We start from the raw sequence: 15,438 nt of genomic DNA on the forward strand, positions 1-15,438 counted from the left end.
GTAATTGAGACTTAGTAAAAAAAGCTACTGATAGCATATTTTTTTTTGAAATGGCATTGACATTTATCTTTAGTTATAAGTATAATGAGGAAGACTGTCTAATCGATTTAGATTATAAATTCCTCAGGGAGGTGCATATATAGTGAAACGTACATTTCAACCAAATAACCGTAAGCGTAAAAAAGTTCATGGATTCCGTGCGCGTATGAGCACAAAAAACGGACGTAAAGTTCTAGCTCGTCGTCGTCAAAAGGGTAGAAAAGTCTTGTCTGCATAGACCACTGATACACTCAGTGGTCTTTTTTCCATGTAAGGCAATATGGAATAGATAGTATGGTTTGCTTTAATGGAGGATCGACGATTATGAAGAAAGCATGGAGAATTAAAAAAAATGGCGAGTTTCAGGAAGTTTTTAAACAGGGTGATTCTTTTGCTAACCGACAATTAGTTATCTTTTATTTACATAGAGATCAGCAACAACATTATCGAGTCGGTTTATCTGTAAGCAAAAAGATTGGTAATGCGGTCGTGCGTAATCAGGTGAAGCGCTATATTAGACAGGCATTTCTTGAAATGGATTTAAACATTAAAAATAATTATGATATAATTATTATTGCTAGAAAACCTGTAAAAGAAATGGATTTTCACGGAATAAAAAAAAGTGTGAATCATTTATTATATAAAACGAACCTTTTGCTGAAAAATAAGTAGTTTATTTATTTTTCTATCATTATTGCTAGCTTGTTGTTAGATAATAGTGGTAAAATAAAAAACTATAATAACGTAAATGTGAAGGAATTAAGGAGGAAAAGCATGCGTAAGAGGCTCCTAATATTACTGGCCTTAGTGGGTGTAGTACTTTTATTATCTGGTTGTACTGAAATAGATCAGGATATTACCTCAGAAAGTGAGGGAATATGGAATAAATATTTTGTATTCCCACTATCGTGGCTGATTGTTAATGTAGCAGAATTTTTTAAAGCAGAATATGGATATGGTTTATCGATTGTGATTGTCACTATTTTAATTCGTTTTGTTTTATTACCACTTAATATAAAACAATTAAAAAGTTCAAAAGCAATGCAGGCGATTCAGCCGCAACTTCAAGAAATTAGAGAGAAATACAGTTCTAAAGATCAACAAACACAGCAAAAATTACAACAGGAAACCATGCAGTTATTCCAAAAGAATGGGGGGGTTAATCCATTAGCTGGGTGTTTACCGATTATAGTGCAGATGCCAATTCTGATTGCATTCTACCATGCAATCATGCGAACAGGTGCACTCGATGGACATCAATTCTTATGGTTCCAATTAGACTCGCCAGATCCTTATTATATATTACCGGTTTTAACTGCCGGCTTCACCTATTTACAGCAAAAGTTGATGATGGCTGGTACAAGCATGCAACAAAATTCTATGATGCCTCAGTTGACAATGATGCTTTATCTTATGCCGATCATGATTGGGGGTCTTTGCGATTTTCTTCCCATCCGCATTGGCATTATATTGGGTAGTAGGTAATATCTTTATGGTATTGCAAACATTATTAATTAAAAACCCAATGATGAAAAAGAATGAGGCTGCTACAGGAGGAAATAAATAGTGAGACAAATAACTGCTAGTGGACAAACATTGGAAGAAGCGGTCCATTCAGCATTGAAGCAGTTAAACATCACAGAGGACCAAGCGAAAGTCGAGATTATTGATGAGGGAAAGAAAGGTATTTTTGGGATATTTGGGTCAAAGCCTGCTGTTGTTAAAGTGATGAAAGAGGAAGATCCAGTTGAAAAGCTTCAAAAATATTTGAAAAATATCATTTCTGAATTTGATATTGAGATAAATATCGATATGAAGGTGGAACAAAATGTCGTGACGTTTCAGTTGTTAGGAGAAAGAATTGCATTATTAATTGGTAAGCGTGGACAAACATTAAATGCGATTCAGTATCTTGCACAACTTGCTATTCATCGATATGCTGATAAATACTATACGGTTATTGTTGATGCAGAAGGTTATCGGGATCGAAGAAAAGAGACATTAATAGTTTTAGCAGAACGATTAGCGGATCGTGCTGTCAGAACTAATAAACCTGTAAAAATTGAACCGATGCCATCTTATGAACGTAAAATCATTCATACGGCATTACAACGACATAAAGCAATCGAGACGGATTCACAAGGTAGTGAACCAAATCGTTATGTTGTCATAAAACCAAAATAATCTTCCAAAAAAACACGCGTAATCTTAAATAGATTGCTCGTGTTTGTTATAAATTAGTAAAGTATATAAGCATTGCCATTCCAGTATTTATATTTTGAACGACTACACTTAAACTAACGAGCAGTAATGTTCAATAAAGGTAGGTGTTAATAATGAGTAGGACACTTGTTATATATAATGAGCGTGAGAGACAACTTCACACAAGACTTATAAAATGCCCTAATTGCGACTATGAATATGAGGGTGATTTTACATCCTGACAACATTGTGGGAAGAGGAAATCAAAGTAATATGTAAGGAATAGTGTTCAACTAAAAGGAGCTTATATTGAACAAGTAATTTTTCAATTTCTATCTGTGATTAGATAATATTCACTTAATCTTATGATATAATATAAGTAATTATTTGAAGAGGCGATTTAATGGATAATGACCAGTTGCTTAGAATCATCTTAGAACGATTTGATAAAGTGGACATGCAGTTCAAAGAAGTATTAAACAGACTTGATAGTATAGAGAAAAGTCAGCAGGATGATGTTAAAGGAACATTACATTTAATATCAAAGAAGGTTGACAATATATTGTATGATGTTGATTATTTAAGTGAGAAAACAGGTAAACATGATACGAAAATAAATAATCTTGAGAAGAGAATCCAGTCTTAATGGAAAGGCTGGATTCTCTTATAATGCAGTTTGTGAAGAGGTACACTTAAATTAACGGGTGCTTTAGTTGAACAAACAATTGAAAATAAATAGGAGAAAAATCTCAATTATAATTGAATTGGTACTACAAAATACGGTTCAATATTAGGAAAGGTAAATCATCTGAAGTAATAATAAAGATAAGTTGTGCTTAACAGGTTTTTATTATATACCATGAATAGCATGTGAATAGTATTAAATTTAAAAAGTTATACACATGTGGACAAAATAATTTATAATAAAAAGTGAAAAATAAGTGTGGATATCTTTCCAATTGATAGAGATGTATGATATTCTAATATGTCGTGACACAATTTAAATTAATAAATTTGAAATATATATACTTTTTGTAATGGGGGGTGAAAAAATGGAGCAGGATACAATTGCAGCAATATCCACACCAATTGGCGAAGGTGCAATAGCAATTGTTCGATTGAGTGGAGAAGATGCTATTAAAATAAGTAATAAATTATTTGAAGGCAAAGACTTAGAAAAGGTAGCCACACATACTATCCAATATGGAAAAGTCATTGATCCGGCTACTGGAGAAATGATGGAGGAAGTAATGGTTTCCGTTATGCGGGCACCCAGAACGTTTACCAAAGAAGATGTTGTTGAAATAAATTGCCATGGTGGACTAGCTCGGTAAACCGTTTACTGGAACAAGTATTGTTACATGGGGCACGTCTTGCTGAACCAGGTGAATTTACAAAGCGGGCCTTTTTGAATGGAAGAATTGATTTATCCCAAGCAGAAGCTGTCATGGATCTAATTCGTGCTAAAACAGATAAGGCGATGAATGTTGCCTTAAAACAATTAGATGGAAAATTATCGAAGCTTGTGCACCAATTAAGACAAAAGTTAATAGAAACGGTGGCACACGTAGAAGTTAATATAGATTACCCGGAATATGAGGATGTCGAGGAAATGTCACACCAAATGTTGCGGGAAAAAACAAATGAAGTGTATCAGGAAGTAGACAAACTTCTAAGTATGGCAAGACAAGGGAAAATACTAAGAGAAGGAATTGCTACAGCTATTATTGGACGACCTAACGTTGGTAAATCTTCTCTATTGAATGCTTTTGTCCAGGAAACAAAGGCAATCGTAACTGATATACCAGGCACGACGAGAGACATTATCGAAGAATATGTAAATGTCCGGGGGGGCATACCATTAAGATTAGTTGATACAGCTGGAATTAGAGAAACGGAAGATATCGTAGAAAGAATTGGGGGGGTAGAACGCTCACGTCAAGCCTTGAAGGAATCGGATTTAATTTTACTGGTTTTGAATTATGGTGAAGCATTAACAGAGGAAGATCATAATCTATTTAAGGCCGTAGAAGGATTAGAATATATTGTGATTGTAAATAAAACAGACTTAGAGGCTAAACTGGACCTGGAAGAGGTAAAACAACTTGCAGGCAAACAAAAGGTGATAACGACAGCTTTAATTGAAGATAAGGGAATGGATACACTCGAAGAAGCTATTGCAAGTCTCTTTTTTGAAGGTGAGCTTGATACAGGTGATTTATCCTATGTATCAAATGTCCGCCATATTCAATTGTTACAAGAGACGCTATCGTCATTAACGGATGCGATCGATGCAATGGATGCAGAAATGCCAATTGATTTAATTCAAATAGATGTAACAAGAGCATGGGAATTGTTAGGTGAAATTGTTGGTGATACAATGCAGGATAGTTTAATTGATCAATTGTTCTCCCAATTTTGTTTAGGTAAATAACTGAAAATTTAAAAGGAGGATCAGCGATGACAACTTACGAAGCTGGTCAATATGATGTAATTGTAATTGGTGCAGGACATGCAGGGGGGGTAGAAGCTGCTTACGCTGCAGCAAAGAGAGGTGCAAAAACACTAATATTAACATTAAATTTAGATATGATTGCATTTATGCCATGTAATCCATCGATAGGCGGCCCTGCGAAGGGAATTGTTGTACGCGAAATCGATGCATTAGGTGGTTTAATGGGCAAAGTTATCGATAAGACATATATTCAAATGAGAATGTTAAATACCGGGAAGGGTCCTGCTGTTCGTGCATTACGAGCACAGGCGGATAAACCGTTATACATTCAGGAAATGAAAAAAACGTTAGAAAAAGAAGCAAATTTAACGCTTCGTCAAGGCATGGTAGAAAGATTACTTGTGGAGGATGGCAAATGTAAAGGCGTGATTACCGAAACGCGAGCACTTTACCGGGCGAAGTCTGTCATTATCACCACAGGGACTTTTATGCGGGGGGGACGAGTGATTATTGGCGATATTTCATATGAGAGTGGACCTAACAATCAGCGTGCAAGTGTGAAGCTTGCAGAAAATTTGGAGGAAAATGGTTTTGATCTTGTTCGCTTTAAAACAGGAACACCGCCAAGAGTGAACAGTCATTCGATTGATTATACTAAGACAGAAATTCAACCAGGGGGGGATGAAAACCCTCAACACTTTTCCTATGAAACAACGGAAGCAATTGTCGATCAGATTCCATGCTGGTTAACATATACAAATGAAAATACACATCAAATTATCAATGATAATTTAGGTCTATCTGCTATGTATTCAGGTATGATTAAAGGGACAGGCCCACGTTATTGTCCATCTATTGAAGATAAGATAGTTCGTTTTCATGATAAACCGCGTCATCAAATTTTCTTAGAGCCTGAAGGACGTAACACGGATGAAGTATATGTGCAAGGCTTGTCCACATCGTTACCAGAGTTTGTTCAAAGGGAAATTTTACGCAGCATTCCAGGATTAGAAGAATCAGAAATTATGCGATCTGGATATGCGATTGAATATGATTCCGTTGTCCCTACACAGTTATGGCCAACGTTAGAAGTGAAAAATATCGAAGGGCTGTTTACAGCTGGTCAAATTAATGGAACCTCTGGTTATGAAGAAGCAGCTGGCCAAGGTTTAATGGCTGGTATAAATGCTGCGGCAAAAGCATTAGGGGGGGAAGAATCGTTAATTTTGGATCGCTCTCAGGCATATATCGGGGGGGTTTTAATTGATGACTTGGTTACAAAAGGAACAAATGAGCCTTACCGTTTATTAACATCACGCGCAGAGTATCGCTTATTATTGCGTCATGACAATGCGGATTTACGTTTAACAGAAATCGGTCATCAAATTGGATTAATCTCTGCAGAAAGATATGCCCGTTTTGAGGAAAAGAAACAACTAATTGAAGAAGAGAAGGAACGACTAAGTACGCTTCGATTAAAACCAACAGAACAACTGCAGCAAATAATGGATTTAATTGGTGGCACACAATTAAAAGATGGAATCTTAGCCTACGACTTATTAAAAAGACCTGAAGTCACCTATCATGTGATCGATCAAATCGTACCTTCAGAGAAAGGGTTAGCAGCAGATGTGAAAGAACAGGTAGAAATTCAAATTAAGTATCAGGGGGGGTATATCGCTAAATCTAATCAACAAGTAGAACGAATGAAAAAAATGGAGAATAAATTAATCCCTGATCATATCGATTATGATGCGATCAGCGGAATTGCAACAGAGGCACGAGAGAAACTAAAAAAGGTAAGACCTCTATCAGTTGCACAAGCTTCCAGAATTTCGGGCGTTAATCCAGCAGATGTCTCTATTTTATTAGTCTATATTGAACAAGGAAATGTAGCTAAAGTATCGAATGAATAATAAAGGAGTGGCTAAATGAATCTCCAGTCTTTTCAAGAAAATTTGCAGGAAAAAGGTATTAATCCTTCAAACAACCAATTACAACAATTTGAAACCTATTATCACACATTAGTAGAGTGGAATGAAAAAATGAATTTAACAGCAATTACCGAAAAAGAAGAAGTATACGCTAAACACTTCTTTGATTCGGTAACGGCTGCATTTTATTTTGACTTTACTCAGGAATTACATGTGTGTGATGTCGGGGCAGGGGGCAGGTTTTCCAAGTATTCCGCTAAAAATTCTCTTTCCCCCCCATCTGCAAGTTACTATAGTTGATTCATTAAGAAAGCGAATTACATTCTTAAATCATCTAGCATCTGAATTAGAACTAGAGGGAGTATCCTTTTACCATGATCGCGCAGAGTTATTTGGGAAAAATGAAAAATTCAGACATAAATTTGATGTTGTAATGGCGCGCGCTGTAGCAAGAACATCAGTTCTGTCAGAATTATGCTTACCTTTAATTCGCACAAATGGTATGTTTATTGCAATGAAGGGTGCTCACATGGAAGAAGAATTAGCAGATGGTAAAGAAGCAATTGAGTTACTTGGAGGTAAAATTAAAAAGATAGAACATTTTCAGTTGCCTGAAAATAATGGAGAAAGAAATATCTTATTTATTGATAAAAAAAGGAAGACGCCAAAGAATTTTCCTAGAAAACCAGGTGTGCCTAATAAAAACCCACTATAATTATTTATTTTTAAAAATAAGGCATAAAATTTATCGCTTTTTGTATTTTTATGATAAAATGATAGTAACAGATTACTAGTTATGTTCCACGTGAAACATTTTGGAATATATAACGACTTCCATGACTTGCTTAAAACAATTATTTAAGCAAGTTTTCCCTTTTATATACTTTAAAGTAGATGACGAATTTTTTTTTTTGAATTTGTTGAAGCAGAAAAAAGGTGGTGTTTAATATGTTACACCCATTTGGTCGTATTTTTGGTATTGGCGATAAAGCTGAAGAAAACATCATAGAAGATACAAATAGTCTTCAGGATGAAGTGGTCTTTATTAACATTGATGCTATTGAGGCAAATCGTTTCCAACCAAGATCAATATTTAATGAGGAAAAAATTAAAGAATTAGCCCAAACGTTACATACGCACGGTTTGATCCAACCAATCGTTGTACGTCGAATTGAAAATGCTACAGATAAATATGAAATAATTGCTGGGGAAAGACGCTGGCGTGCAGCTAAAAGTCTTAATTGGGATAAGGTCCCTGCCATTATTCGTGAAATGACAGATAAGGAAACCGCATCTGTAGCGTTAATAGAAAACTTGCAACGGGAGGAACTGACGGTAATTGAAGAAGCCGCCGCATATGAAAAATTAATTCAGTTGCATGAATTAACGCAAGAGGCCCTGGCACAACGTTTAGGGAAGAATCAATCTACAATAGCTAATAAAATGCGCCTGTTAAAACTGCCAGAAGAAGTGCAACAAGCCATATTGAAAAAGCAGATTACTGAAAGACATGGAAGGGCTTTAATCATACTAAAAAACGAAGAGTTACAATTAAAAGTATTAAATCAAATCATCGAGAGAGATTTGAATGTGAAGCAAACGGAAGCGCAGATTGAGAGATTAATGACAGACAAGAAAAAACCCAAGAAACCACGTCAAAAGGGAATCAATAAGGATATGCGAATAGCGATGAATACGATCCGGCAATCCTTAGACATGGTATCTGATGCTGGTATAGATTTAGAAACAGATGAACAAGATCATGAGGACTTTTATCAAATTACTATTAAAATATCAAAGAAAAAATGATAAAACAAAGACCCATCTTTAATGATCAAAGAAGATGGGTTGTTTTATGAGAAAGTATAATTAATTTTAATATATAGTAATATTGATAGATTTTATTGAATCGATAGCACTATTTATTAAATTTTGCTAAAAAGAAATATTTATTTACTAGAAACAATGATAAAATAAAAATAAATGATAATGAAGCAAGAGGTAGGTGACACATCATGGCAAAAGTAATAGCCGTTGCAAACCAAAAAGGTGGCGTCGGCAAAACAACATCTTCCGTTAATCTGAGTGCAGGTTTAGCACATTTTAATAAAAAAGTATTATTAGTTGATATAGATCCACAAGGGAATGCTACTAGTGGTGTAGGGATAAATAAAGCAGATGTTAACCACTGTATTTACGATGTATTAGTGGATGATATTGAAACTAGTAAAGTGTGTATAGATACGGAGATTTCAAATTTAGATATTATTCCCGCAACCATTCAACTAGCTGGTGCGGAAATAGAACTCGTTTCTACTATTTCACGTGAAGTGAGATTAAAAAAAGCAATTGATAATATCAGAGATCAATATGATTTTATCATAATAGACTGCTCCATCATTAGGGTTATTAACTATTAATGCACTAACAGCCTCTGACACTGTCTTAATTCCGGTTCAATGCGAATATTATGCATTAGAGGGACTAAGTCAATTGCTAAATACGATTCGATTGGTGCAGAAACATTTAAATAAAGAGCTGATGATAGAAGGTGTTCTATTAACTATGCTAGATGCCAGAACTAATTTGGGTCTGCAGGTAATCGAGGAAGTAAAGAAATATTTTCAGGATAAAGTCTACCAGACAATTATACCTCGAAATGTTCGATTAGGTGAGGCACCAAGTCATGGTCAGCCGATTATAACTTATGACTCTAGATCAAGGGGTGCAGAAGTATATCTTGATCTTGCAAAGGAAGTGCTTGCAGATGGCTAGAGGATTAGGTAAAGGATTAGACGCTTTTTTCCAGGAATGGAGGAAAAAGATTCAGATAAGATAGAAGAGATCGAATTAAAAAAGTGCCGGCCAAATCCATATCAACCTCGTAAAGTCTTTGAAGCTGATGCAATCGATGAATTAAAAGAATCGATTCTTGAGCATGGCATACTACAACCACTTATTGTCCGTAAAAGTATCAGAGGCTATGAAATTGTAGTAGGAGAAAGAAGATTCCGTGCAGCAAAAGAAGCTAATTTAGAAACCGTCCCTGTAATAATCAAGGATTTAACGGACGAACAAATGATGGAATTAGCATTACTGGAAAATATCCAACGGGAAGACTTAACTCCTATAGAAGAAGCTACTGCCTATGAGCGACTGATTACGGAATTAGGCACTACTCAGGATCAGTTATCAAAGCGCCTCGGTAAAAGCAGATCACATATTGCGAATTTAGTGCGTTTACTAAGTTTACCGGAAGATATTATTACTCAGATAAATCATGGGGGGGCACTTTCAATGGGACATGGTAGAGCATTGTTAGGACTAAAAGATGAGAATCGAATGATACCAGTAGCAAAGCGTATAACTACAGAGAAGCTTAATGTCCGCCAGGTAGAGGCGTTAGTAAACGAACTAAATAATCATCAAATTAAACAAAAGAAAAAGAAAGAAAAGAAAGATGTTTTTATAACAGAAAAAGAAAATCATTTAAAAGACCTTTTTGGAACTAACGTTAAAATTAACAAAGGTAAAAGAAAAGGTAAAATAGAGATTGAATTTTTCTCTGAAGATGATTTAAATCGTATTTTGGACAAAATGGAATAACCATAAGGTCTGATTGTTTGCTAGTCAAACAATCAGACCTTTTCATTGTGAATTTTATGGATATGAAGGAGTAACGAAAATGGTGTTATTAGGGACATTAGTGAATGGTTTATGTATTATCATTGGAACAATTTTAGGCCTTATCTTTACAAATATTCCAGATAGAATGAAAGAAACCGCATTGCAAGGAATAGGATTAGTAGTAGCTATAATCGGAATTCAGATGGCCATACAAGCAGATAATGTTGTCTTAATTCTCTTAAGCCTTTTGATAGGCTCGCTTATTGGCACTGGTATCCAGCTAGAGGATAAGTTGAATATAATTGGGAAAAAACTTGAAACTAGATTGAATAAAAAAGGTAATGGAAAACGTAATTTAACAGAAGGCTTTGTAACTGCTACTTTAATATTTGTAATTGGTGCGATGGCGATTGTAGGTGCAATTGATGGGGGGTTTAAGGAATGATCATGAGGTTTTAATAACAAAGGCATTTTTAGACGGCTTTATGGCGATGGTTTTAACCACTACCTTAGGATTTGGAGTTGTTTTTTCTGTTATCCCTGTTATTTTATACCAAGGATCAATTGCATTATTAGCTGTTCAGATAAATAAATGGCTGCCACAACAGGTATTAGATGGTTTTATTAATGAAGTTACTGCTATTGGTGGCCTGTTAATATTAGCGATTGGGCTAAATATATTGAATATCACAAAAATTAAAATTGGTGATTTCCTGCCTGCTATCTTCGTATTTATTATCTTTTACTTTAGCTATTCATTACTTGTTTAAAGCTGTTTCGATTTATTATACTTTCTAAATAACCATTCACTTTACGGTTCAGGTTTATAAAGTCAAGCTTTGACGATAAGAATATTTATCACATAGGTTTGTCTCCTGTTGCATATTTTATTATATCTAAAGCTTTTTGGAGGCAAAAATATGTGGAAATCTGGAATGAAGTGGATGTTTTTAATCATTGGAACAATGGTTGGTGCTGGATATGCCTCTGGTCGTGAATTATGGCAATTTTTCGGTCACGAAAGTGGACTAGCCATTATTTTATTTACCATATTATTTATTTGTGCGGTAGCCATTACTATGAAAGTAAGCTATGCCAATCAAACAAAAAACTATTATAATTTATTAGAAATTTTGTTAGGTACCAAAATTGCCAGATTTTACGATGTATTAATCTTTTTTTACCTAATGTCCACTACAGTTATAATGATTGCTGGAAGCGGTGCGACATTTGAGGCTTTCTTTCTTTCTAAATGGATTGGAATTTTTTTTATCATTCTATTTATTATTCTGATATTCATGAAGGGAATTAATGGAGTACTTACCTTTAATGTAGCGGTATTACCTCTTTTAATGGTAGGCTTACTATCGATATTAGTCATATACTCATTGGATGAAAAACTTACCTTTATGATAAAACTGGATCATCAGGATAACTGGATGGCTGCCTTTACTTTCACTGCATTAAATATATTGTCCATTTTAGCCGTGCTTGGAGCGGTAGGGGATCAGATCAAGTCAAATGGGGAAATTATAATTGCTAGTATTGGCAGTGGCCTTATCTTGGGATTTACCTCGTATTTATATAATAACAGTCTCATCCAAATCTCGGAAATCATTATTTTATATGAAATACCATTGTTTGCAATTTTAAAGAATTATCCTGACTATACGTATATTATTATGACCGTCTTATTATGGTTCGCTATTTTTACCACGGCTGTATCCAGTGTTCTTGGTATCGTAACAAGGTTAGCCAGATTTATAAAATATAATATGTGGCAGATAGCATGTGTGCTGCTTTTTATTTTAACCCCATTAACAAAAATAGGCTTCTCTACCCTAATTGCTTTATTATATCCAATATACGGCATTGTAAATTTATATTTATTATGTGCTATCTTACTATTTCCATTTTATAAGAAAATCTAATATAATAATGAAAGAGTAGGCGTTGTTTTGATGAGGTGATAGGATGGAACGGAAACAATTTGAATTAAACGATATCGTAGAAATGAAAAAGTCCCATCCATGCGGAGAAAATCGTTGGAAGATAATTCGTATGGGGATGGATATTCGAATTAAGTGTGAGGGTTGTGGGCATAGTGTAATGCTGCCACGCAAACGTTTCGAACAAAAATTGAAAAAGGTACTCGTAAATGCTGAATAAAAAATGTTTCACGTGAAACAAATCCATTTTTTTAACAAGTGATTTCTATATAAAATGGTATTTTGGTATAGGAATAATCAGAAAATCAAGGACATCAATCCCTTGATTTTTGTTTTTTAATAACTTGTCAATTATTAAAAGTATCACTATAATTGGTATGACTGAAACGTTCATATGGACGCAATCCTTAAGGAGTGAAAGTTACATGGCATTAACAGCAGGAATTGTCGGTTTACCTAACGTGGGTAAATCAACATTATTTAACGCAATAACGCAGGCTGGAGCAGAATCAGCAAACTATCCTTTCTGTACAATTGATCCAAATGTAGGGATCGTAGAAGTCCCTGATCATAGACTTCAAAAATTAACAGAATTAGTAAACCCCCCCAAGAAAACAATTCCCACAGCATTTGAATTTACTGATATTGCAGGGATTGTTAAGGGTGCAAGTAAAGGTGAGGGGTTAGGCAATAAATTTCTTTCCCATATACGTCAGGTGGATGCTATTTGTCATGTTGTGCGTTGTTTTCAAGATGATAATATAACACATGTCTCTGGAAAGGTAGATCCCATTTCAGATATTGAAACCATTAATTTAGAATTAATTTTAGCTGACCTGGAAACCGTTTTGAAAAGAATTCAACGCGTAGAAAAATTGACAAGACAAAAGGATAAAGAAGCAATGGCAGAATTTGAAGTGCTCTCTAAACTAAGAGACGCATTTGAAGAGGAAATACCTGCTCGCGCAGTCGAATTCACTGAAGATCAACAAAAACTAGTAAAAGGTTTCCACCTATTAACAAGCAAATCAGTATTATATGTAGCAAATGTTGGTGAAGATGAATTATTAGACATAGATAATAATAAGTATGTGCAGCTTGTAAAAGAGTTTGCCGAAAAAGACGAGGCGAAGTTTATCGTTATTAGCGCAAAGGTTGAATCTGAAATAGCTGAATTGGATGGCGAAGAGAAAGCAATGTTTCTTGAGGAATTGGGTATTGCTCAATCAGGTTTAGATCAATTGATCCAAGCCACCTATCAATTATTGGGATTTGCAACGTACTTTACTGCAGGTGAACAAGAGGTACGGGCCTGGACATTTAAGAAAGGGATCAAAGCACCTCAAGCTGCAGGAATTATTCATACTGATTTTGAGAAAGGATTTATCCGCGCAGAAACAGTCTCCTATGAGGATTTAGTGGAGGCAGGCTCTGAACAGGCAGCTAAGGAAAAGGGTAAAGTAAGGTTAGAAGGTAAAGATTATTTGGTGAAAGATGGAGATGTGATGCATTTCCGTTTTAACGTATAATGAAATTACTAAATTAATATTTGCATTATTATTGAAAAAATGATAAAATAATTTATTGTGAGTAATGAGACTATTATTCCTTGCTCTATTTATAAAATAGAGCCGCCAAGACCAAAAGGAGGTGTAAACGGATGAATAAATACGAAATCATGTACATCATCCGCCCAGATATCGAAGAGGAAGCACAGAAAGCTTTAATTGAGCGTTTTAGTGGTTACCTTACGAATAATGGTGCGGAAATTGAAAAAGTTGAAGAAGTAGGTAAGAAACGTCTTGCTTATGAAATCAATGATCACCGTGATGGATACTACGTAATTATTAAATTTGCTGGTGATGAAAAAGCAATTAACGAATTTAATCGTCAAGCGAAATTCTCTGAAGACGTTATACGTTACATGGCAATTCGCGAAGACGATAAATAATAAGGAGTGGTTCTGATGTTAAATCGTGTCGTGCTTGTCGGCAGGTTAACGAAAGATCCTGATTTGCGTTATACACCAAATGGCGTAGCGGTAGCCAATTTTACAGTAGCTGTAATAGACCTTTTTCCAATCAGCAAGGGGAACGCGAAGCAGACTTTATTAACTGTGTTACATGGAGAAGGCAAGCAGAGAATCTTGCTAACTACATGGGCAAAGGAAGTTTAGTCGGTGTAGACGGCCGAATTCAAACCCGTAACTTTGATAATCAGGAAGGTCAGCGAGTCTTTGTTACAGAAGTAGTAGCAGATTCCATCCAATTCCTGGAATCTAAAGGTGGATCTGGTGGTGGACAACCTAACCAGGGATCTCAAGGATATAATCAAAATCAGAATCAGAACCAACCGAGTCAAGCAAACCAGAATCAATATAATCAAAACAATAATAATAACAATAATCAAAATCAAAATAACCAAAATAATCAAGGAAATAACGGAGGCGATAGTCCGTTTCAGGATAGTGGAGAGCCGATCGATATTTCTGATGATGACTTACCATTTTAATCTAAAGGAGGTTTTTGATTATGGCAGCTCGTCGTGGACGCGCAAAGCGTCGTAAGGTGTGTTATTTTACAGCGAACGGTATTACACATATCGACTATAAAGATGTTGACTTATTAAGACGTTTCGTTTCTGAACGTGGAAAGATTCTTCCTCGTCGTGTAACTGGAACTTCTGCAAAATACCAACGTAAATTGACAATAGCAATTAAGCGTGCTCGTCAAATGGCACTATTACCATATGTGACTGAGTAATGATAGTAAAGGGCTTGGAGTAGTAAACTACCCCAAGCCCTTTTTATATAATGTGGATCTTCAGATCACGCTGATCCCTCAGGAGTCATAGTGGACGCCTCCGCTATGTAAAATTATACAATGAATGCGAGTGGTATGAAAATGTTCGTTTTTATGGCTGATTTAAACAACTTTATCTATAATATTACCCATAATTAATCATAAAACACGAACATTAATGAGGTTTTAGTTGTGATTCGTATTGACAATATCAATTAATTTGCTATGATAGAGAGAACATTTAATCAAATAGAAATGAAAAAGATTAAAAAGTCTAAATTTTCTTACTACATTTCTATTTATTAACTGGCAAAAGTGCTATAATGTTTAGTGTTGAAAGAATTTTCTTAAAAAAGCAAGAAGTATAAGTGAAAACATTCACGAAACAGGCTTTATAAGCTATAATGAACAATATATAAAATTAGTGGAGG

Annotated in this window: 11 protein-coding genes and 7 pseudogenes; all 18 read left to right on the top strand. The window is 35.0% G+C overall.

Going from position 1 to position 15,438, the window contains the following annotated elements:
• Window positions 1-142 precede the first annotated feature (142 nt).
• The 18 genes and pseudogenes from rpmH to rpsR all read left to right on the top strand — a co-directional run bounded on the left by rpmH (window position 143) and on the right by rpsR (window position 14,968).
• Window positions 143-277: a 50S ribosomal protein L34 gene (gene rpmH, locus JCM21714_RS10900; RefSeq protein WP_035724279.1), complete on the top strand. Its 135-nt coding sequence runs from the start codon at window positions 143-145 to the stop codon at window positions 275-277.
• Between the two features lie 86 nt (window positions 278-363).
• A complete protein-coding gene (gene rnpA / locus JCM21714_RS10905; RefSeq protein ID WP_035724283.1) occupies window positions 364-711 on the top strand; it encodes a ribonuclease P protein component in 348 nt (115 codons plus the stop codon).
• Window positions 712-813: 102 nt separating this feature from the next.
• A pseudogene (gene spoIIIJ / locus JCM21714_RS10910) lies at window positions 814-1,606 on the top strand (YidC family membrane integrase SpoIIIJ).
• Window positions 1,606-2,223 (top strand): RNA-binding cell elongation regulator Jag/EloR, encoded by a 618-nt coding sequence (jag, locus tag JCM21714_RS10915; RefSeq protein WP_035724288.1) that lies wholly within the window; start codon window positions 1,606-1,608, stop codon window positions 2,221-2,223. The pseudogene spoIIIJ and the gene jag overlap by 1 nt, the downstream one beginning before the upstream one ends.
• 421 nt (window positions 2,224-2,644) lie before the next feature.
• Complete coding sequence (locus JCM21714_RS10920) at window positions 2,645-2,887, top strand: exotoxin beta-grasp domain-containing protein (RefSeq protein ID WP_035724291.1); 243 nt, start codon at window positions 2,645-2,647, stop codon at window positions 2,885-2,887.
• A 406-nt stretch (window positions 2,888-3,293) separates the two neighbouring features.
• Window positions 3,294-4,675, top strand: a pseudogene (mnmE, locus tag JCM21714_RS10925) (tRNA uridine-5-carboxymethylaminomethyl(34) synthesis GTPase MnmE).
• A gap of 26 nt (window positions 4,676-4,701) precedes the next feature.
• Window positions 4,702-6,612: a tRNA uridine-5-carboxymethylaminomethyl(34) synthesis enzyme MnmG gene (gene mnmG, locus JCM21714_RS10930; RefSeq protein ID WP_035724293.1), complete on the top strand. Its 1,911-nt coding sequence runs from the start codon at window positions 4,702-4,704 to the stop codon at window positions 6,610-6,612.
• A gap of 15 nt (window positions 6,613-6,627) precedes the next feature.
• Window positions 6,628-7,345, top strand: a pseudogene (gene rsmG, locus JCM21714_RS10935) (16S rRNA (guanine(527)-N(7))-methyltransferase RsmG).
• 233 nt (window positions 7,346-7,578) lie between these two features.
• A complete protein-coding gene (gene noc, locus JCM21714_RS10940) occupies window positions 7,579-8,439 on the top strand; it encodes a nucleoid occlusion protein (protein ID WP_035724296.1) in 861 nt (286 codons plus the stop codon).
• 206 nt (window positions 8,440-8,645) lie between these two features.
• Window positions 8,646-9,405: pseudogene (locus tag JCM21714_RS10945) on the top strand (ParA family protein).
• Window positions 9,398-10,236 (top strand): annotated as a pseudogene (locus JCM21714_RS10950) (ParB/RepB/Spo0J family partition protein). The pseudogenes JCM21714_RS10945 and JCM21714_RS10950 overlap by 8 nt, the downstream one beginning before the upstream one ends.
• A 79-nt stretch (window positions 10,237-10,315) precedes the next feature.
• Window positions 10,316-11,027, top strand: a pseudogene (locus JCM21714_RS10955) (DUF554 domain-containing protein).
• A gap of 150 nt (window positions 11,028-11,177) precedes the next feature.
• On the top strand, window positions 11,178-12,188 hold the full coding sequence (locus tag JCM21714_RS10960; protein WP_035724301.1) for a YkvI family membrane protein: 1,011 nt from the start codon (window positions 11,178-11,180) through the stop codon (window positions 12,186-12,188).
• Between the two features lie 43 nt (window positions 12,189-12,231).
• Entirely contained in the window at window positions 12,232-12,426 is a 195-nt protein-coding gene (locus JCM21714_RS10965; RefSeq protein WP_035724304.1) for a DUF951 domain-containing protein, read from the top strand.
• A 205-nt stretch (window positions 12,427-12,631) separates the two neighbouring features.
• Entirely contained in the window at window positions 12,632-13,735 is a 1,104-nt protein-coding gene (gene ychF / locus JCM21714_RS10970; RefSeq protein WP_035724307.1) for a redox-regulated ATPase YchF, read from the top strand.
• Between the two features lie 131 nt (window positions 13,736-13,866).
• A complete protein-coding gene (gene rpsF / locus JCM21714_RS10975) occupies window positions 13,867-14,157 on the top strand; it encodes a 30S ribosomal protein S6 (RefSeq protein ID WP_035724310.1) in 291 nt (96 codons plus the stop codon).
• Window positions 14,158-14,172: 15 nt separating this feature from the next.
• Window positions 14,173-14,717, top strand: a pseudogene (ssb, locus tag JCM21714_RS10980) (single-stranded DNA-binding protein).
• A 20-nt stretch (window positions 14,718-14,737) separates the two neighbouring features.
• Complete coding sequence (gene rpsR / locus JCM21714_RS10985; protein WP_035724312.1) at window positions 14,738-14,968, top strand: 30S ribosomal protein S18; 231 nt, start codon at window positions 14,738-14,740, stop codon at window positions 14,966-14,968.
• Window positions 14,969-15,438 lie beyond the last annotated feature (470 nt).

Origin of the sequence: Gracilibacillus boraciitolerans JCM 21714, assembly GCF_000521485.1 — a bacterium.
GTDB lineage: Bacteria > Bacillota > Bacilli > Bacillales > Amphibacillaceae > Gracilibacillus > Gracilibacillus boraciitolerans.

Coding starts and splice junctions, on each gene's coding strand:
- rnpA (WP_035724283.1), top strand. CDS start 364: ATGAAGAAAGCATGGAGAATTAAAAAAAATGGCGAGTTTCAGGAAGTT.
- JCM21714_RS10920 (WP_035724291.1), top strand. CDS start 2,645: ATGGATAATGACCAGTTGCTTAGAATCATCTTAGAACGATTTGATAAA.
- mnmG (WP_035724293.1), top strand. CDS start 4,702: ATGACAACTTACGAAGCTGGTCAATATGATGTAATTGTAATTGGTGCA.
- noc (WP_035724296.1), top strand. CDS start 7,579: ATGTTACACCCATTTGGTCGTATTTTTGGTATTGGCGATAAAGCTGAA.
- JCM21714_RS10960 (WP_035724301.1), top strand. CDS start 11,178: ATGTGGAAATCTGGAATGAAGTGGATGTTTTTAATCATTGGAACAATG.
- JCM21714_RS10965 (WP_035724304.1), top strand. CDS start 12,232: ATGGAACGGAAACAATTTGAATTAAACGATATCGTAGAAATGAAAAAG.
- ychF (WP_035724307.1), top strand. CDS start 12,632: ATGGCATTAACAGCAGGAATTGTCGGTTTACCTAACGTGGGTAAATCA.
- rpsF (WP_035724310.1), top strand. CDS start 13,867: ATGAATAAATACGAAATCATGTACATCATCCGCCCAGATATCGAAGAG.
- rpsR (WP_035724312.1), top strand. CDS start 14,738: ATGGCAGCTCGTCGTGGACGCGCAAAGCGTCGTAAGGTGTGTTATTTT.